This is a genomic window from Nakamurella aerolata (genome assembly GCF_013002705.1).
GTDB classification, from domain to species: domain Bacteria; phylum Actinomycetota; class Actinomycetes; order Mycobacteriales; family Nakamurellaceae; genus Nakamurella; species Nakamurella aerolata.
Genome location: NZ_JABEND010000002.1, coordinates 467,701 through 486,473 on the forward strand (window position 1 = coordinate 467,701; position 18,773 = coordinate 486,473).

The 18,773-nt window shown below is 68.2% G+C and carries 14 protein-coding genes; 8 read left to right on the forward strand and 6 right to left on the reverse strand.

What is annotated here, in order from left to right; genetic code table 11:
• Positions 1–37: 37 nt before the first annotated feature.
• From HKD39_RS05325 to HKD39_RS05340, 4 genes are all read left to right on the forward strand, one after another.
• A complete protein-coding gene (locus HKD39_RS05325) occupies positions 38–1,489 on the forward strand; it encodes a right-handed parallel beta-helix repeat-containing protein (protein WP_171198756.1) in 1,452 nt (483 codons plus the stop codon).
• Positions 1,490–1,792: 303 nt separating this feature from the next.
• Positions 1,793–2,614 (forward strand): aldo/keto reductase, encoded by an 822-nt coding sequence (locus tag HKD39_RS05330; RefSeq protein WP_171198757.1) that lies wholly within the window; start codon positions 1,793–1,795, stop codon positions 2,612–2,614.
• Between the two features lie 138 nt (positions 2,615–2,752).
• The gene (locus HKD39_RS05335) at positions 2,753–3,808 is read left to right on the forward strand and encodes an LLM class F420-dependent oxidoreductase (RefSeq protein WP_171198758.1); all 1,056 of its coding nucleotides are present in this window, start codon (positions 2,753–2,755) and stop codon (positions 3,806–3,808) included.
• A gap of 69 nt (positions 3,809–3,877) precedes the next feature.
• Positions 3,878–4,498, forward strand: coding sequence for a GNAT family N-acetyltransferase (locus HKD39_RS05340; protein WP_171198759.1), 621 nt, complete (start codon positions 3,878–3,880; stop codon positions 4,496–4,498).
• Between the two features lie 94 nt (positions 4,499–4,592).
• Here HKD39_RS05340 and HKD39_RS05345 read toward each other — a convergent pair whose 3' ends face one another.
• From HKD39_RS05345 to HKD39_RS05370, 6 genes are all read right to left on the reverse strand, one after another.
• Positions 4,593–6,191: a mannitol dehydrogenase family protein gene (locus HKD39_RS05345; RefSeq protein ID WP_425488416.1), complete on the reverse strand. Its 1,599-nt coding sequence runs from the start codon at positions 6,189–6,191 to the stop codon at positions 4,593–4,595.
• Positions 6,192–6,286: 95 nt separating this feature from the next.
• Entirely contained in the window at positions 6,287–7,177 is an 891-nt protein-coding gene (locus HKD39_RS05350; RefSeq protein WP_171198761.1) for a carbohydrate ABC transporter permease, read from the reverse strand.
• Positions 7,174–8,148 (reverse strand): carbohydrate ABC transporter permease, encoded by a 975-nt coding sequence (locus tag HKD39_RS05355; protein WP_171198762.1) that lies wholly within the window; start codon positions 8,146–8,148, stop codon positions 7,174–7,176. Before HKD39_RS05355 ends, HKD39_RS05350 begins: the two co-directional genes overlap by 4 nt.
• 1 nt (position 8,149) lies before the next feature.
• Positions 8,150–9,511, reverse strand: a complete 1,362-nt coding sequence (locus HKD39_RS05360; RefSeq protein WP_171198763.1) for an extracellular solute-binding protein — start codon at positions 9,509–9,511, stop codon at positions 8,150–8,152.
• Between the two features lie 111 nt (positions 9,512–9,622).
• Positions 9,623–10,396, reverse strand: a complete 774-nt coding sequence (locus tag HKD39_RS05365; RefSeq protein ID WP_171198989.1) for a DeoR/GlpR family DNA-binding transcription regulator — start codon at positions 10,394–10,396, stop codon at positions 9,623–9,625.
• Between the two features lie 563 nt (positions 10,397–10,959).
• Positions 10,960–12,678, reverse strand: coding sequence for a choice-of-anchor I family protein (locus HKD39_RS05370; RefSeq protein ID WP_171198764.1), 1,719 nt, complete (start codon positions 12,676–12,678; stop codon positions 10,960–10,962).
• Positions 12,679–12,933: 255 nt separating this feature from the next.
• On the opposite strand from HKD39_RS05370, the gene HKD39_RS05375 reads away from it, so the two are divergent.
• The 4 genes from HKD39_RS05375 (at position 12,934) to fusA (ending at position 18,718) form a co-directional block, all read left to right on the forward strand.
• Complete coding sequence (locus tag HKD39_RS05375) at positions 12,934–14,976, forward strand: CocE/NonD family hydrolase (protein ID WP_171198765.1); 2,043 nt, start codon at positions 12,934–12,936, stop codon at positions 14,974–14,976.
• 663 nt (positions 14,977–15,639) lie between these two features.
• Positions 15,640–16,014: a 30S ribosomal protein S12 gene (gene rpsL / locus HKD39_RS05380; protein ID WP_171198766.1), complete on the forward strand. Its 375-nt coding sequence runs from the start codon at positions 15,640–15,642 to the stop codon at positions 16,012–16,014.
• Position 16,015: 1 nt separating this feature from the next.
• Positions 16,016–16,486 carry a 30S ribosomal protein S7 gene (gene rpsG, locus HKD39_RS05385; protein WP_171198767.1) on the forward strand — a complete coding sequence of 157 codons (471 nt, stop codon included), beginning with the start codon at positions 16,016–16,018 and terminating at the stop codon, positions 16,484–16,486.
• 81 nt (positions 16,487–16,567) lie between these two features.
• Positions 16,568–18,718: an elongation factor G gene (fusA, locus tag HKD39_RS05390; RefSeq protein WP_171198768.1), complete on the forward strand. Its 2,151-nt coding sequence runs from the start codon at positions 16,568–16,570 to the stop codon at positions 18,716–18,718.
• The last annotated feature ends 55 nt before the right edge of the window (positions 18,719–18,773 follow it).

Here is an 18,773-nt window from a genome sequence, read left to right on the forward strand (position 1 = left end):
CGCCTGTACTCCACCGACCCAGCAGAGGATCTGGCACATGACGAGCAACTACCCGCAGCCCGGACCGCCACCGCGCCGGCGGGTTCCCGGTGCGGTGATCGGTTTCGGTGTCGGCGTTGTGGTGACGGCGCTCGCCGCCGGTGGCATTGCCATGGCGGTCAACGGATCCGACGACGGACCCAACCCGGCTGCCGCCACCACCACGCCCGTCGGGTCCATCCCGTTGACCCCCCGAACCCAGGGCAGTTTCCCGATGACGCAGGGCGGCGCCGACCCGACGCCGCAGACCGGCGCGCTCGGCGGGGGCGCCCAGCCCGGCAGTGTCGGCAGCGGCAACAGCAACGGCAACGGCAACGGCACGGAAGACCCCACCGGAACGGCCGGCAGCGAGACGAGCAAGAACGGCACCGAGAGCACCGACGGCAGTACCGCAGGCGGCACCGGTAACGACCAGAAGGATCAGGAGGATCAGGAGGAGCAGCGGGACGGAAAGCCGCAGAACACACCGGGTATCGAGGCCACCGCGAAACCGAGCACCGACGGTCTGCCGGCTGTGCAGATGGTGGAGTGTCCCGCCGGTGGCACCGCGGTGAGCAACGCCGACACCCTGAAGGCGGCGCTCGGCGCGGCCAGACCAGGGGCGGTGATCCGGCTGCAGGACGGGGTATACGAAGGCACCTTCACCCTCACCGCCTCCGGTACCAGCGAGCAACCCATCTGGGTGTGCGGCGGACGCGGAGCCGTGATCGACGCCGGCGGAGTGAAGTCCGGTTACGGGTTCCATCTCGACAAGGCGAGCAATGTCCGGCTGGTCGGGTTCGCCGTGCAGAACGCGCAGAAGGGCGTGATCGGCGACGGCACGTCGGGCAGCATCATCCAGCAGCTCAAGGTCTCGCAGACCGGGGACGAAGCCATCCACCTGCGGGCCGCCTCGCAGCGCAACCTGGTGATCGGCAACGAGGTGTCCGACACCGGCAACCGCCGGGACAAGTTCGGCGAGGGCATCTACATCGGTTCCGCGGTCAGCAACTGGTGCAGGTACGGCGGCTGCCAACCGGACCGCAGCGACTTCAATGTGGTTGCCGGCAATCAGATCTCGGACACCACCTCGGAAGCCGTCGACATCAAAGAGGGCACCGTCGGCGGCCTGTTGATCGGGAACAGCTTTGACGGTTCGGGCACCACCGCGGCGGACTCCTGGGTCGACGTCAAGGGCACGGCCTGGACCATCAAGGACAACACCGGGCGGGTGGCACCCCTTGACGGCTTCCAGACCCACCAGATCGAGGAGCGGTGGGGCGAGCGAAACCTGTTCACCGGCAACAAGATCGACGCGACCAACCCACCGGCGCCGGAGCAGGCGGACGAGAACGACGGTGAGCGTTTCGGGATCGCCCTGCGCCCGGACGGCGGCAACACCGTGCTGTGCAACAACACCGTGACCGGCCCAGGGGTGCCGCTGAGCAATGTCGAGTGCCGGCGCGGTTGATCAGTCGCCGGCCGCGGCTGTGCCGCGGCTGTGCCGGTGGCCCGCCGCCACGTGTACCGAGCCGCGCCGTCCACCACACCTCAAACCTTGCCGGCACTGTCGGCACTGTCCGCACTGTGGGCACATTCACTGCGATTCCGGACGGATCGGGCGTGGCGGCCACTGTCGCATCGGCGGGCGATACACCGGCCCGAGGTTCGCGAGTAGCGTAGATCGCGCCGGCTCACCGGCAGCGGACTGCGGTTCTGCCCGGTGGCCCGCACCTGTGTGCAGTCAGCAGCACGAGCACGAGCGAGGAGAACAATGAGCCAGGTTCCGTCCATCACCCTCAACGACGGCAACACCATTCCGCAGCTGGGTATCGGCGTGTGGCAGGTGTCCGAGAGTGACATCGTCCCATCGCTGACCAAAGCGTTCGAGGTCGGCTACCGCCATGTGGACACCGCAGCGGCGTACGGCAATGAGGAAGGCGTCGGGCAGGCGATCAGGCAGTCCGGCCTGCCGCGGGAAGAGCTGTTCATCACCACCAAGCTGTGGAACGACAGGCACACCGACGCCAGAAAGGCCGTCGAGGAAAGCCTTTCCAAGTTGGGACTCGACTACTTGGATCTGTATCTGATCCATTGGCCGGTCCCGGCCAAGGACGAGTACCTCACCGCCTGGCGGGCGCTGGAGCAGATCAAGGCCGACGGACTGGCGAAGTCCATCGGTGTCTGCAACTTCAACCCCGGCCACCTTGCGAAGATCATCGACGGGTCGGACACCGTTCCGGCGGTCAACCAGATCGAGATCCACCCGACCCTCACCCAGACCGCGGTGGTCGAGGACGACAAGCGCCTCGGTATCGCGACCGAGTCGTGGACGCCGTTGGGCGGCAAGGAAGATCTGGAGAATCCGACGATTGTCGCCATTGCCGACAGGCTCGGCAAGACAGCGGCCCAGGTGATCATCCGCTGGCATCTGCAGCACGGCTTCATCGTCTTCCCCAAGTCGGTGACGCCGGAGCGGATCGAGCAGAACTTCGACGTGTTCAACTTCGAGCTCACCGATGAGGACATGGCCGCCATCGACGGGCTCAACGCCGACCGCCGTACCGGCCCCGACCCTGAGACCTTCGGGGCCTGACCGCCGGCGGTAACGCCAACCCGCCCGAACGCCCGGCAGCCTTGCTGCCGGGCGTTCGTGCCGCTCCGCGCCCGGCACAACGGCATCGAGGCCGGTGGCCGCACCGGTCGCCGGGGCGAGCGTGATTAGCTGAGTCGCATGCGACTGGGATATCCGCTGGACTACGCCGGCGACCCGCGGGCGGCCGCCGACGGGGTGGCAGCGCTGGAGCGGGCCGGACTGGACGTGGTGTGGGTGGCCGAGGCCTATGGCTTCGACGCTCCCACCCTGATGGGCTACCTCGCGGCGCGCACCGATCGGGTGCAGATCGCCGCCGGCATCCTGAACGTGTACTCGCGCACCCCTGCGGCGATCCTGCAGACGGCCGCCGGGTTGGACAACGTCAGCCAGGGCCGGGCCATTCTCGGGCTCGGCGCGTCCGGGCCGCAGGTGATCGAGGGCTTTCACGGGGTGCCCTATACCCAGCCGCTGCGCCGGATCCGGGAAACCATCGACGTGGTGCGGGCCGGACTGCGCCGGGAACGACTCAGCTACACCGGCCGCACGGTGACACTGCCGCTGCCGCCGGGTACCGGCACCGGCCTCGGCAAACCGCTCAAGCTGCTGACTCGGCCGGTGCGCGACCGGGTGCCGATCTACGTAGCAGCACTCGGCGAGAAGAGTGTGCAGACCACCGCGGAGATTGCCGACGGCTGGCTGCCGTTCCTGTTCGCGCCGGAACGGGCGAACGCCGTGTGGGGCAACGCTTTACGCGCCGGTGCGGCGCTGCGCGACCCAAGCTTGGGTGCCCTGGACATTGCGGCAGGCGGGCTGCTGTACCTCGGTGACGATCCGGTGGCGCAGCAGCGGGCACTGGATGCCGCCCGACCCAACGCCGCGTTGTACGTCGGCGGCATGGGTGCCAAGAACGCCAACTTCTACCACGAGCTGGTGTCCCGCTACGGGTTCGCCGAGCAGGCCGACCATATTCAGCAGCTATATCTCGGCGGCCGGCACCGCGACGCGGCCGCCGCGGTGCCGGAAGAGCTGCTGCGGATGACGAACCTGGTGGGGGACCGGGCCCAGCTGGCCGAGCGGGTCGCGGCCTACCGGAACGCGGGGGTGACGATTCTGAACGTGGCTCCTGCACCTGGCACCGATCCGGTGGATCAGCTGCGGCAGATGCGCGAGTTGGTGGACGGTTCACCCGGCTGAGCCGCCTCGCCGCGGCACCGGGGGGATATCCACTGGCGCGCAGCGGTTGCCGGCGCGCAGGATGACGCGATGACGACCAGCGAAACCGCGCCGCGGAACCTGCAGATCCGTCCGGAACGACCGGCCGACGCCGAAGCGGTGGCGACGGTGATCCGCGCCGCCTTCGGTGCCGAGGGCGACGAGGTTGCTGCCATCTGGGCGGAGATCACCGCGGGGGAGTTGCCCCACCAGGGCCTGGTGGCGGTGACCGCGGACCCCGGCGACGGCGAACGGCTGGTCGGGCACGTCGGGATCAGCCACGCCTGGCTCGACGCGCGGAAAGAACTGGTGGACATCACCGTGCTCAGCCCGTTGGCGGTGCTGCCGGAGCTGCAGAACAACGGCATCGGCACCGCGTTGATCGCTGCCGCTACCGAAGCCGCGATCGCCGACACCCCGATGCTGGTGCTGGAAGGGTCGCCGAAGTACTACGGCGCCAGGGGTTTTGCGCCCGCCAGGGTGCACGGCATCCTTCCCGCCTCCGATCGCACCCCGGGACCGGCGTTCCAGGTGGTCTTCGGGCCGGGACATCGCGACTGGATGACGGGCCGGGTGATCTACCCGGACGTGTGGTGGCGGCACAATAGCGCCGGCCTGCGCGACCCGCTGCTGGCCGAACTGGAACAAGCCTTCGCCCAGCTGCCGGGCTGACCGACCGCCCGCTCCGGGCAGACCCCGGCGCGCGGCAGCGCGCCACGGCCCCGCAGTTGCGGCGCCACAGCGACAGCCTCAGGTACAGGCACTACTACAGCTGCGGCGCGGCGCACCGGTGCGCATAGTGCCGTGCCAACGCCGCATAGGTGGCCTTGGAACCGTTGCGGTGCAGCGACTCCAGCGCCGCAAGGTACGGCTCGGTGAACTCGGGTTGGTCGGCGAGGTCGCCGAAGAAGTCGCGGTTGCGGACGAACGCCAACGGGTCGGCGACGGTACCGTCCTGGCGGCGTAGCTGACCCGCTGCCGCGGCCCTGCGCTCGTCGGCATACCGGTCGACGACATCGATGGGCTTGCCCTGCTCGTCCACCCCCTCCGCGTAGCGGGCCCACGAGGCGCAGATCGCGGCGGACAGCGTGACATCGCGGCCGGCGGCGATGTTCTCGGAGATCACCGGCACCAGCCACTTGGGGATACGGTCGGACGATTCGGCGGCCAGCCGGGCAACGGTGTCGCGAACGCCGGGGTTGCCGAACCGTTCGATCAGCTCCTTGCGGTAGGCATCGAGGTCGACGCCGGGCACCGGCGCCAACGTCGGGCTGGCCTCATTCACCATGTACGACAACAGGAATGCCGCGAGATCCGGATCGGTCGCGGCCTCGTGCACCAGCCGGTACCCGGCGAGGTGGCCGAAGTAGGCGATGCCCTGGTGCGAGGCGTTGAGCAGCCGCAGTTTCATCAGCTCGTAGGGTTCGACGTCGTCGACGATCTGCGCCCCGGTCAGCTCCCACTGCGGCCTGCTGGGTGCGTCCGGTTCGGCCACGGCGAAGTCGTCCTGCAGCACCCATTGGGTGAACGGCTCGCACACCACCGGCCAACCGTCGTCGATGCCGAACCGCTCGGCCACCAACTGCCGGTCGGCGTCGGTGGTGGCAGGGGTGATCCGGTCCACCATGCAGTTCGGGAAGTGCACCTGCTGCCGCATCCACTGCCCCAGCTCAGGGTCGAGCAGGGTGGCGAAGCTGGTGAACGCCTTGCGGGCCAGGTCGCCGTTGCCCTGCAAGTTGTCGCAGGACAGCACCGTGAAGGGTGGGACTCCGCGCTCGCGCCGCAATCGCAGGCCCGCGGTGATCAGCCCAAAGGTGGTGCGCGGCAGCGCATCAGCATTCAGGTCGGCCTGGATGTCCGCCGGTGACGGGTCGAACTCCCCGGTGAGCTGATTGAGCGAGTAGCCGCCCTCGGTGACGGTCAGGCTGACGATCCGTACCGCCGGATCGGCGAGCTTGGCGATCACCGCCTGCGGATCGTCCGGAGCGTAGCGATAGTCGACGATGGAGCCGATCACCCTGGCGTGCAGCGCACCGTCGGGCGCTTTGGTGACCAAGGTGTACAGCCCGTCCTGGGCGCGCATCACGTCCCGCATGGCCGCGTCGGACGGCATCACCCCGACCCCGCAGATGCCCCAGCCGGCGGCCGCACCGGCCACCTGCGCATCGTCGCTGGCGAGCAGCACGTCGGTGTACATGGCCTGGTGGGCCCGGTGGAATCCGCCGACGCCGAAGTGCACAATCCCCGCGGTGACGGCGGCCCTGTCGTACTCCGGCCGGTCGACGCCGGGCGGCAAGTCGGCCAGCCGATCGCCCCGCAGCGGTACGGGGGCGGAAGGACGTGGCTCGGTCGGGTGCTCGCTCACGGATGTCGGGTCGCTCTCGGGTGTCTGTTCGCTCTGGGAAGTATGGGAAGTCTGTTCGCTCTGGAAGGTCAGTTTGTTCTGGGAAGTGCTGTCCGTCATTTGACAGCACCCAGCGACAGGCCCTGCACCAACTTGTCCTGCGCCGCGAAGCCCGCGATCAGCACCGGCAGCGAGATCACGGTTGCGGCGGCGCAGACCTGGGCGAGGAACTGGCCCTGCGAGGTGACGAAGCTGGTCAGGAACACCGGAGAGGTCTCGGCGACCACGCCGGTCAGCACCCTGGCGAACAGCATCTCGTTCCAGGCGAAGATGAAGCAGATCAACGCCGTCGACGCGATGCCGGGCGAGACGATGGGCGCGATCACCTTGCGCAGCGTCTGCAGCAGGCCGGCGCCGTCCAGCGAGGCCGCCTCGAACAGGTCCCTCGGTATGTCGGCGAGGAACGAGCGCATCATCCAGATGGCGATCGGCAGGTTCATCGCCGTGTAGATGATGATCATGAACCAGATGTTGTCCAGCATGTGAATCCTGGTGGCGATCAGGTAAATCGGCATCAACCCGGCCACCGCCGGCAGCATCTTGGTGGACAGGAAGAAGAACATCACGTCGGACCATTTGCGCACCGGCCGGACCGACAGCGCATAGGCCGCCGGGATCGCCAGCGCGATCACCACAAGGGTGGAAACGATGGCGGCCCATGCCGAGTTGATCAGCGCCGGCCACGGGCTGGCACCGCCGTCAGCACCAAAGAAGTTGCGGTAGCCCTCGACGGTGAGCGGCGCGAACAGCTGCGGGGTGCGCTGGGTGGCGTCGTTCTCGGAGTGGAAGCTGGTCAGCACCATCCACAGGATCGGCGCGGCGAAGATGAACGCGATGATCCAGGTGGCGGTGGTGGCCAGCCAACCGAGGTTCGACTTCTTGCCGCCGGGCGGCGTCGCGGTCGCGGTCGTCGGTGCGGCGGCAGCGGTCTGGACGGCGGTGGTCATTTCGCTCCCTCGTCTTTCAGCAGGCCGGACACGGTGCGCAGCGCGAAGGTGGCGATGATCAGGGAGGCGATCACCACGACAACACCCTGGGCGGACGCCAGGCCGTAGTTCTGCGCCGTGAACAGGGTTTGATAGATCGTGTACGGGAGGTTGGCGGTGCCGAGCCCACCCGAGGTGATGGTGAATACGGCGTCGAAGTTCTGCACGATGTAGATGGCGCCGAGCAGCGCGGCCAGCTCCAGGTACCTGCGCATGTGCGGCAGCGTCAGGTTGGTGAACGTCTGCCAGCCGGTGGCGCCGTCGACCGAGGCCGCCTCAAGAATGTCGGTGGGCCGGGACTGCAGGCCGGCCAACAGGATCAGCGTCATGAACGGGGTCCACTGCCAGATCAGCTGTACTTCGATCACGGTGAGCGGGAACTGCGATATCCAGTCGGGACCTTCGATGCCGAACCACCGCAGCACCCCGTTCAGCAGACCGAAGGTGGAGTTGTAGATGGCGTGTTTGAACAGCAGCGCTGCCGCCACCGGCACGATCAGGAACGGCGCGATGATCATGGTGCGGGCCAGTCCGCGGCCGAAGAAGGTGCGGTTCAACAGCAATGCGATGCCCAGCCCGAGCACCAGCGACACCAGCACAACCACGACGGTGAGGATCACCGTGGTGAACACCGACTTGCGCAGGTCGGCGTCGGTGAACACGTTGACGTAGTTGTCGAACCAGACGAACCTGCGGTCGTCCGGCCGGAAGGCGTTCCAGTTGAAGAACGAGATCGCCAGCGTCGCAACGAAAGGCAGCTGGGTGACGATGATGGTGAACACCAGCGCCGGCAGCAGCGGTGCCCGCCGGATCCAGCGTTCCTTGGCGGTCTGCGGGTAACCCTCAGGGTCGGTCGCGGTCGGCGCTGCCTGCGGCGGAGGCTGCGCCTGGTCGGGCCCGGGAGCGTTGTCCGATTGCACGGCGGTTGTCATCTCATGCCTCCCGGTAGGTCTTGGCGACCTTCTCGGCCAGCGCCTGTCCCTGGTTCAGCACGTCGGTGACGCTGGTCTGGCCGGCAATGGCACTGGAAACGTATTGCGACACTTTGGTTCCCAGATCGGTAAACTCGGGTATGTCGACGAACTGGATGCCGACGGTGGGCCGCGGCTGCACCCCTGGATTGGTCGGGTCCGCCTCCAGAATCGCCGTTCTGGTGGCGTCGGCGAACGCGCCGGCAGCCTTCAGGTATTCCGGATTATCGTAGGTGGACTGGCGTTTGCCGGCCGGGGTGCGCGCCCAGCCGTACTCCTTGCCGACGATGGCTTCGTACTCCTTGGACGATGCCCACGACACGAATTTCCAGGTGTCGTCGGCCTTCTTGGTGCTGGCTTCGATGGCCCACGACCAGGCGTACAGCCAGCCGGACGATTTGGTTTCCTTCACCGGGGCCTGGACGTAGCCCATCTTTCCCTTCACCGGCGACCCGTCCGCCTCGAGCGACCCGGCGGCCGAGGTGGCGTCGTACCACATCGACACTGCCGAGCCCATGGTGGCGTTCAGGCACTCGGTGAAACCGGCGGACGGCGCGCCGACCTCTCCGTGCCTGCGCACCAGGTCGACGTAGAACTGGGTGGCGGCGGTGAAGCCGGGGCCGTTGACCTGCGGGGTCCAGTCGGCGTCGAACCAGGTGCCACCGAAGGTGTTCACCACGGTGGTGAGCGGAGCGAACACCTGACCCCAGCCGGGCTGCCCGCGCAGACAGATGCCGCGCATGTTTGGATCGAACGTGCGGTCGGCCTTGGCGGCCAGGTCGGCCACCTGATCCCAGGTGGGTTTCTCCGGCATGGTGAGCCCCAGCGAGGCGAAAACGTCCTTGCGGTACATCAGAAATGAGGACTCACCGTAGAACGGCTCGCCGTACACCGAGCTTTCCGCGCCGTTCACCCCTGGCCCCGACAGTGAGGTGGCCAGCGACGGGAAGATGTCTTTCTGATCGAACTCCGGGTCGCCGGCGATGTGCGAGTCGAGCGGGAGCAGCCAGCCGTTCTTCGAATAGATCGGGACCTCGAAGTTCGACAGGGTGGCGGCGTCGTACTGCCCGGCCTGGCTGGTGAACTCGGAGGCGACCTTGTCGCGCAGGTCGTTCTCGGGCAACACGGTGAAGTTGACGTCGATGCCGGTCTCGGCGGTGAAGTACTTGGCCGTCAACGATTGCAGGTCGATCATCTGCGGGTTGTTGACCATCAGAATGTTGATGCTGCGGCCGCTGGAGGAGTGTCCGCCGGCGCCGGCGCAACCGCTGAGCACCAGACTCAGCGCACCGACCCCGGCGATCAGCTTGGCGGGCAAGCACATTCCGACCTGTCGACGGCGGGGCCGCGCACGGCGGCCGGGCGAGCTAGGGCGCGGTGGCATCGGGCGTGATGGCATCGGCGGTGGTCCTTCCGATCGGTGAAGCGGTGCTGGTCAGACTCGGATGACCTGCGGTCCGAGGGCCGTGTAGCGCTGAGCTTCATGGGTGGACAGGGCAGTGTCGGTGATCAACGCTTCGAAGTCGCCGATGGCGGCGAATCGACAAAAGCTGGCAATGCCGAACTTGGTGTGGACGCCGACGAACAGCCGGCGCCGGGAGTTCTCGACGACGGTCCGTTTGACGGCGGCGACGGCGGGGTCAGGGGTGGTGAGCCCGTGGTCGCGTGAGATGCCGTTGGCGCCAAGCACAGCCAGGTCGATGACGAGCTCGCCGAGCATGTCGGTGGCCCAGTGGTCGACCGTTCCCATGGTCCGGCCCCTGACCCGGCCGCCGAGAATGATGGTGGTGTGGGTGCCGAGTGCGGCCAGTTGTGCCGCCGCGGTCAGCGACGAGGTCACCACCGTCAACGGGCGGGTGATCAGTGCCAACTGCTCGGCGACCAGCTGCGGGGTGAAACCCTCGTCGACATAAACGGTTTCGGCGTCGCCGAGTTGCTCGACGGCGGCGGTGGCGATGCGGCGTTTCTCCGGCACCCGGTTACCGGCCCTGGCGTCAAGCCCGGATTCGAAGGCGGCGCTCTCCACCGGGTAGGCGCCACCGTGGGTCCGCCGCACCAGCCCGTGATCTTCCAGCAGCTTCAGGTCGCGACGCACGGTCTCGGCGGCCACCTGCAGTTCGTCGGCGATCTGCACCACCTGGACGTGCCCGTTGGAGCGGGCGGTATCGAGGATGCTGCGCCGCCGCTCGGCGCCCGGCTTGGTCGAGATCGCCACGCCAGCACCTCCGCTCGTCGTTGAACCGCCACCGCACCGCGTGGAGCCACAGTGAGCCGCAGTGGGCTGGATCACAGATAAACAAGATTCGCACGGCAGGGCGCATCCGTCGAGTGGAAAACGGGCGAGAGTGATGACCGAATGCGGACCGATTTGCCAAGCGTGCGGTCGATCCGGGCGTGCGGAATCGGGCCTTGGCGTGCTCAGATGCTCGCTACAGCGTTTCGATCCGGTCCGTTGAATGCCCGTTTCCGGACTGCGGGCGTTCGCTTCGGCCCGAAATCGGGCAACTGGTGCGGTCCGTGTTGGTGTGTGTTGGTCCGTGTTGATCCGTGCGGTGCGCGAGGGTCAGTCCGGTGTGCTGGCGAGCCGGCGGGACACCGCGCGGCCGGCGCGGACGATCTCGCCGATCAACGCGCCGGGGAGAGTGTCGGCTGCCGGGTCGGGACCGGCGATGCTGCCAACACCGCCGACACTGGAGGCACCGCCAACACCACCAACACTGTCGGTGCCGCCGGCCGCAATCGCGGGTAGCCGGAGCTAGTCGGCGCCGAGGGTCACCGCTTCGGCTGCACCCGGTAGGCGGTGGTGGAACCGGAGATCTCGTTGGCGACGATCACCAGCGGGGTGCCGTCGGGGGAGGCGTCGGCCGGGACGAACTCGATGCCCTCGGGCCCGAGATCACCGGCACCGTCCTGCTCGAGTGCGGTGTTGTCGGCCGAGAAGTCTCGGTTGCTCGCGTAGTCGACGAAGCGCACCGCCCGCGGGTCGGTGATGTCGAAGGTGATCACCCCGCTGATGCGTTCCAGCCCGACGAAGGCGTAGGTGCGCCCGGAAACCTTGCCGATGGCAAGCCCTTCCGGCTCCGGGCCCTTGTCGTCGCTGCGGCCGTCGAACGAGTCGTTGTCGGTGTTGTTGGCGTTCCAGGCCTGGCGAGGCAGGGCGCCGTCGGCGATCAGATTTGCGATGGTGCGCTCGATCAGGTCACCTGACTCGAAGACCGGCGTGCCGTCGGTGCCGAGAATCGAGAACGACCGGCCGCCGAAAACGTCGATCCGGCGGTAACAGTCACCGGTCATCGGGCTGGTGCTGGTCATGTTCAACCGGCCGAGGTTGGCATCGGACTGCAACTGGGCGGCATTCGGGAAGTCGGCGGCGCACAGCTTCGCCTTCTTGACGCGGATCGGCTCGGCGTAGTCGCCCCACTCGCGGGCGTCGCCCTCGTTCGCCGTCACCAGCAGGTCGGTGCCACGGTAGCGGTAGCTGGCGATGCTGTCCGGCATCATCAACATGTGGGTCGGCCAGGTCTTCACGTTGACCGCGCCGTCTTTGTCGCTGGCGTCAAAAGCGTTCCGCGGCAAGGAGTTGTCCTTGCCCGGCATCGCCCACAGGTCGGACACCGTGGCGGACCGCAGGTCCACCGTCGCGACCGCGTTGGCCTCCTGCAGGGTGACGTACGCCTTGGACGAGCCCTTCGGCACGGTGATGTACTCCGGCTCGAGATTGCGCGCCACCCGGCCGACCGGCTGCTGACCGGCCGGCACCGGAACGTCCGGCCCGAAGACCCGGACTCCGGCGGGCACGGGCCGGGCGGCGTCGTAGCCGGTGAACCGGGCGGTACGGACCTGACGCTGGTCGATGCCGGCCACCCCCTTGCTCAGGTCGATGATCGACACGCTGCCCTCGGGGTCGGCGGAAAAGTCGTCAGCCGGCTCACCCTCGTTGGCGGTCAACGCATATCGGCCGTCGCCGGTGACGGTCACCATGTCCGGCAGTGAACCCACCCGCACGCCGCCCAGATACCCGCCGCCGGTCGAGAAGAACAAGGCCCAGCCCGGCGAGACCTTGTCGGCGGCCTGGACGGCGACCGCGACGAACGATCCGTGCACCTTGACGGAGTTCACCGAGGCGCCTTCGTCGACGACGCTGCCGTCGACCGCTCGCTGCCCGGCCACCTCGATCACCGAACTCCGCTGCAGCACAACGGGATCGCTGGCATCGAGCACATCGATGGCGCCCGACTGCGCGTTCACCACGAACAGCTGCTTGGTCGCCGGGTCGAACGACGAGATCTCCGCGGCGCCCTGATCGAACTGGCCGGTACGGAAGGTGCCAAGTGCCTGCAGCTGCACATCTTTGGCTCTGCCCTGCGGACCGGCGCCCGCTGGCCCGTTGTTGCCGTTCTTGCCGGGCGCGGCCGCGACGGTCAGTGGGAGGCTGATGGTCACCGCGGCGGCGGCCACCAGGGAAAGACAGCGTCGGGACGTGCGGTGCATGGAGGTCTCCTGGTGGTGTGGTCGAACGGGTGTCGGCAGCGCCCCGATCGCGCCGGAACCGGCCGGGCCGCAGCCCGGTCGTCCGGCCATCACAGCGACCTCGGGTGAACGGCCGGTGGCGCGCAGATGACGGCTCGGAGTGCCGAACCGGCTGACCGATACCCGGCCGGCCCGTACGCTGCGGTGATGGTGCGGGTGCGGAGCAGCAGTCGCCGACGGGGGCCGTGGGCGGCCCGGAAACCACCATCGGCGGTGGTGGCCGCCGCACTCGCCGGAGTTGTCGTGGCCGGCTGCACGGTGGCGGGTGAACCGTCGAGCGGAGTCGGCACCGACCGGTCACCAGCCGTCGCCCCGGCGTCGCCGGGGCCGGCGAGCAGCAGCCCCACCCCATCCGCTGCGACGCCCGGCGCGGGCCCGTCCGGCGGGCAGCCGTCCGGTGCGGCGCCGTCGACTGCCGTGCCGTCGACTGCCGTGGCCTCGGCTGCCGGGACTTCGGCCGCACGGCTGCCGGGGCCATCGCGGCCCCAGTACTCCTACGACAGCGCGATCCGCGAACATCTGATGATCCCGACGACGCTGGACAGCGACCGCGATGGCAAACCCGACCGGATGAGCGTCGACCTGATCCGGCCGAAAGTGCCTGCCGGAACCAAGGTCCCGGTGATCCTCGACGTGTCGCCGTACTACTTCACCCAGGGCAGGGGCGCCGAATCCCAGCTGAAGAAGCCGGACGCCAAGGGCATTGTGCGGAATCTGCCGCTGTTCTACGACGAGCACTTCGTGCCCCGCGGTTACGCGGTGGTCGCGATGGACAACCCAGGTACCGGGCGCAGCGGCGGCTGCACGGATGTGCTCGGACCGACCGACATCGGCGCAGCGACCCAGGTGGTGCGTGCCCTCGCCCGGGCCGACTGGTCGAACGGCAAGGTAGCCCTCGTCGGCAAATCGTACGACGGCAGCGTCGCGAATTATGTTGCCGCGCAAGGCATCCCAGAGGTCGCCACGGTGGTGCCGATCTCGGCGATCAGCTCGGCGTTCGACTATGCCCACCCGGGTGGCGCCGTCTACACCGCCGACTGGGTCCGCGGCTACACCGAGCTGGAGGAGAACCCGGCGGCCAAGCGCGCCTGCGCCGACGTCAACCGCAGCTTCGGCACCGACGAGCTGGCCAGCCTGCAGGTGCCGCCGGGTGCGGCGTCGGCGCCCGGTGCCGGGAGCGAGTTCTGGCGGCAGCGGGACATCCGTCGGCTGGCCGGGCAGAAGTGGCGGGCGCCGGTGCTGTTCGCCCACGGCCTGCACGACAGGAACGTCTGGCCCAGCCAGACCACCGAGCTGTACCGGGTGCTGACGGCGCGCGGCGTACCCGCCCAGCTGTGGCTGACCCAGGCCGCCCACGTCGACCCGTTCGACGTCGACCGGACGGCTTGGGTGCAGACCCTGACCGCCTGGCTCGACCACTATCTCTTGGGCCGCGGCCCGACGCCGCCGGCGACCGTGCGGGTGCAGGGCGCCGACTTCGGCACCTGGCGCACCGAGGCGCGGTGGCCGGCCGGCTCGCAGCCGCAGCGACAGCAGCTGACCGCTGAGCGGGACGGCGCGGCGTCGTCGAAGGGGCTGCGCTTCACCGACGCCGACGCCGGCTACTGGGACACCGATGCCTGGCTGCCGTCGTTCGCCGCGAACCCGGAGTCCGCCGCCGGGTCCGGCTCGGGCTCGGCCTCAGCAACCGCGGATCGCGCGGTGCTGTGGACGCCCGAATTGCGCGCACCGCTGCGGTTGTCGGGTGCCGGGTCCGCCGTGCTGTCGCTGCGCCTCGGCGGCGTCGACCGGGCCGCGGTGGCGGTGACGCTGGTTGACGTCGGGCCCGGCCGGCGGCCCGTCCTCTCGCCGCAGTTCCCGACCAACGACGGCTACCGGCTCGGTGCCGAGCGCGACTGCTACGGCGCCGCGAGCGGTGCGGCAGGCAAGGACGGCGGCCCGTCCGACCCGGCGAGCTGCTTCAAGCAGGCGGCGCCCAACCTGCAGAACACAGGGGCCGGGGTGCTCACCCAGGGCTGGATCGACACCGCCGTCGCCCCGTCCGCCCAGGCCCGGCCGCCGCGGCCCGGCGAGCTCAGCACGATGACGGTGCGGTTCAGCCCCGTCGACCAGACCATCCCGGCCGGCCACCGGCTGGCGGTGGTGGTGACGGTGAGCAGTGAGGCGCTGCGTCCCACCGGCCCCGACCAGCGCGTCGCCCCCGGGGACTACACGCTCGATCCGACCGGCAGCTCCGTCACGCTGCCGGTGGTGGGGTAGCCGCCCCCAGTTGGAGCCCGACGGACCCAGCCGCCGGCCAAAAGCGGCCGAGAACAACCCGAGAACAAGTGAACGGGGAATGAACTTACTGTTCGGCCGGTTGATACCAGCAGCGAAACCAGCTCGCCGGAAGCGATGGGCGCCGAACGCGGTCGAATCCCCTCGTCGGAGCCGGTAGAATCGACGGTGAGCACCCAGCGCTGTGACCCGGCTTGCCCCCGGATCGCTGCCCTCAACAGACATCGCAGACCTGTCGATCGACAGGTCGAGCGAAAATGATGAAGGTCGGCGAGCGGACCAGGAGGCCGGGTCGACGGGTGGCCGCCCCGGGTAACCGTGTCGGCCCGCGCGTCCGGCACCGGTCGCTCGTGGACCTCTCCGGATTGGCCCTCACCGGCCGTGGTGGAGTAATGTCCGCGATCGGCCCAGACAAGCTGGGTCCTTGTCGCATGCTCGTGACCAGGTCACCCGCGTCGAAAGCGATTCCGGCGAGGTGACCAGCAGGTGACGCAGTCGCGACCAGCGGCCGTCATCGGCGCCCAGAGCCCGCAAGGGCGAGCGGACGCTGCCGAACGGCCACTCGACCTGCGTCACCCGAGCGTCACACCCTGAAAGATCCGCCAGCGCGGATCGGCTACAGATGAGGAAAGAAGCAGCCAGCACATGCCCACCATCCAGCAGTTGGTCCGCAAGGGCCGCAAGGACAAGGTCACCAAGACCAAGACCCCCGCGCTGAAGGGTTCCCCCCAGCGCCGTGGGGTGTGCACCCGCGTGTACACCACCACCCCCAAGAAGCCGAACTCCGCGCTGCGCAAGGTCGCCCGCGTGAAGCTGACCAGCAACATCGAGGTCACGGCCTACATCCCGGGTGAGGGACACAACCTGCAGGAGCACTCCATCGTGCTGGTCCGTGGCGGTCGTGTGAAAGACCTGCCCGGCGTTCGTTACAAGATCATCCGCGGCTCGCTCGACACCCAGGGCGTGAAGAACCGCAAGCAGGCTCGCAGCCGCTACGGCGCGAAGAAGGAGAAGAGCTGACATGCCCCGCAAGGGACCCGCTCCGCGTCGGCCGCTGGTTGCCGATCCGGTCTACAACTCGCCGCTGGTCACCCAGCTGGTCAACAAGATCCTGCTGGACGGCAAGCGTTCGATCGCGCAGTCCATCGTCTACGGCGCCCTGGAAGGCTGCCGGGAGAAGACCGGCACCGATCCGGTCGTCACCCTCAAGCGCGCGCTGGACAACGTGAAGCCGGCACTCGAGGTGCGCAGCCGCCGCGTCGGTGGCGCCACCTACCAGGTGCCCGTCGAGGTGCGTGGCACCCGGCAGACCACCCTCGCGCTGCGCTGGCTGGTCGGCTACTCGCGCGCCCGTCGTGAGAAGACCATGACCGAGCGGCTGATGAACGAGCTGCTGGACGCCAGCAACGGCCTCGGCGCCTCCGTCAAGCGGCGCGAGGACACCCACAAGATGGCCGACTCGAACAAGGCTTTCGCGCACTACCGCTGGTAATCCGCTGCGGCGCAGCGGATTTGGCCCGCTGCCCGCTCGTGCGGTCAGCGCACACCCTCTCTTTATCCGGAAGGAAGCACCGTGGCACAAGACGTGCTCACCGACCTGAGCAAGGTCCGCAACATCGGCATCATGGCGCACATCGATGCCGGCAAGACCACCACCACCGAGCGCATCCTGTTCTACACCGGTGTGAACCACAAGATCGGCGAGACCCACGACGGGGCGTCGACCACCGACTGGATGGAGCAGGAGAAAGAGCGCGGCATCACCATCACCTCCGCCGCGGTCACCAGCTTCTGGGCGCCCACCTACGCGCCGAACACCGACGCGAACCGCTACCAGATCAACATCATCGACACCCCAGGCCACGTCGACTTCACCGTCGAGGTGGAGCGTTCGCTGCGGGTGCTCGACGGCGCGGTCGCGGTGTTCGACGGCAAAGAAGGCGTTGAGCCGCAGTCGGAAACGGTGTGGCGGCAGGCCGACAAGTACGACGTCCCGCGCATCTGCTTCGTCAACAAGATGGACAAGCTCGGCGCCGACTTCTACTTCACCGTCGACACCATCATCAATCGCTTGGGTGCCAAGCCGCTGGTGATGCAGCTGCCGATCGGCTCCGAGAACGACTTCGTCGGCGTGGTCGACCTGGTCACCATGAAGGCCCTGGTGTGGCCGGGTGACGCCAAGGGCGACGTGACCATGGGCGCCAAGTACGAGGTGCAGGAAATCCCGGCCGACCTCAAGGAGAAGGCCGAGGAGTACCGCAACACCCTGCTGGAGACCGTGGCCGAGTCCGACGAGGCGCTGCTGGAGAAGTACTTCGGCGGCGAGGAGCTCTCGGTCGACGAGATCAAGGGCGCCATCCGCAAGCTCACCATCGCCGGCGAGCTGTACCCGGTGCTGTGCGGTTCCGCGTTCAAGAACCGCGGTGTGCAGCCGATGCTGGACGCGGTGATCGACTATCTGCCGTCCCCGCTGGACGTCCCGGCCATCCAGGGCCACGATGTCCGCGATCTGGAGAAGGTCGTCGAGCGGCAGGCGGACGCCACCGAGCCGTTCGCGGCCCTGGCGTTCAAGGTGGTGGCCCACCCGTTCTTCGGTCGCCTCACCTACATCCGGGTGTACTCCGGCAAGCTCGAGTCCGGTGCCCAGGTCGTCAACGCCACCAAAGACCGCAAGGAGCGCATCGGGAAGATCTTCCAGATGCACGCCAATAAGGAGAACCCGGTCGACTCGGTGACCGCCGGCAACATCTACGCGGTGATCGGCCTGAAGGACACCACCACCGGTGACACCCTGGCCGATCCGGCGCAGCCGGTGGTGCTGGAGTCGATGACGTTCCCGGAGCCGGTGATCGAGGTCGCCATCGAGCCCAAGACCAAGGCCGACCAGGAGAAGCTGGGCACCGCGATCCAGCGCCTGGCCGAAGAGGATCCGACCTTCCGCGTCAAGCGGGACGAGGAGACCGGGCAGACCGTGATCGCCGGTATGGGCGAGCTGCACCTTGACATCCTGGTGGACCGCATGCGCCGGGAGTTCAAGGTCGAGGCGAACATCGGTAAGCCGCAGGTGGCCTACCGCGAGACCATCCGCGGCACCGTCGACAAGCTGGAGTACACCCACAAGAAGCAGACCGGTGGGTCCGGCCAGTTCGCCAAGGTCATCATCAAGCTCGAGCCGCTGGACATGGCCGAGTCGGACGGCGCCACCTACGAGTTCGTCAACGAGGTCACCGGTGGCCGGGTGCCGAAGGAGTACATCCCCTCGGTCGACCGCGGTGCCCAGGACGCGCTGAGCTACGGCATCCTCGCCGGGTTCCCGATGGTCGGGGTCAAGTTGACCCTGCTCGACGGTGCCTACCACGAGGTGGACTCCTCCGAAATGGCGTTCACCACCGCCGGTTCGATGGCCATGAAGGAAGCCCTGCGCAAGGCTAAGCCGGTGCTGCTTGAACCGGTGATGATGGTCGAGGTGCGTACCCCCGAGGAGTACATGGGCGACGTGATCGGCGACCTGAACAGCCGCCGTGGGCAGATCCAGTCGATGGAGGAGGCCCAGGGTGTGCGCGTGGTCAAGGCGCAGGTGCCGCTGAGCGAGATGTTCGGCTACATCGGCGATCTGCGCTCGCGCACCTCCGGTCGCGCGGTGTACTCGATGGAGTTCAGCAACTACGCCGAGGTGCCGGCCAACGTGGCGAAGGAAATCATCGCCGTCACCACCGGCGAGTAACACCCACCCGTAGCGTCACCCCAACAGCGTGGCGGTCGGAGGCGAAAAGCCTCCG

What these genes read in the sequence shown, in the direction of transcription:
- HKD39_RS05325 (WP_171198756.1), top strand. Translation starts at nt 38, where the DNA reads ATGACGAGCAACTACCCGCAGCCCGGACCGCCACCGCGCCGGCGGGTT.
- HKD39_RS05330 (WP_171198757.1), top strand. Translation starts at nt 1,793, where the DNA reads ATGAGCCAGGTTCCGTCCATCACCCTCAACGACGGCAACACCATTCCG.
- HKD39_RS05335 (WP_171198758.1), top strand. Translation starts at nt 2,753, where the DNA reads ATGCGACTGGGATATCCGCTGGACTACGCCGGCGACCCGCGGGCGGCC.
- HKD39_RS05340 (WP_171198759.1), top strand. Translation starts at nt 3,878, where the DNA reads ATGACGACCAGCGAAACCGCGCCGCGGAACCTGCAGATCCGTCCGGAA.
- HKD39_RS05350 (WP_171198761.1), bottom strand. Translation starts at nt 7,177, where the DNA reads ATGACCACCGCCGTCCAGACCGCTGCCGCCGCACCGACGACCGCGACC.
- HKD39_RS05355 (WP_171198762.1), bottom strand. Translation starts at nt 8,148, where the DNA reads ATGACAACCGCCGTGCAATCGGACAACGCTCCCGGGCCCGACCAGGCG.
- HKD39_RS05360 (WP_171198763.1), bottom strand. Translation starts at nt 9,511, where the DNA reads ATGTGCTTGCCCGCCAAGCTGATCGCCGGGGTCGGTGCGCTGAGTCTG.
- HKD39_RS05370 (WP_171198764.1), bottom strand. Translation starts at nt 12,678, where the DNA reads ATGCACCGCACGTCCCGACGCTGTCTTTCCCTGGTGGCCGCCGCCGCG.
- rpsL (WP_171198766.1), top strand. Translation starts at nt 15,640, where the DNA reads ATGCCCACCATCCAGCAGTTGGTCCGCAAGGGCCGCAAGGACAAGGTC.
- rpsG (WP_171198767.1), top strand. Translation starts at nt 16,016, where the DNA reads ATGCCCCGCAAGGGACCCGCTCCGCGTCGGCCGCTGGTTGCCGATCCG.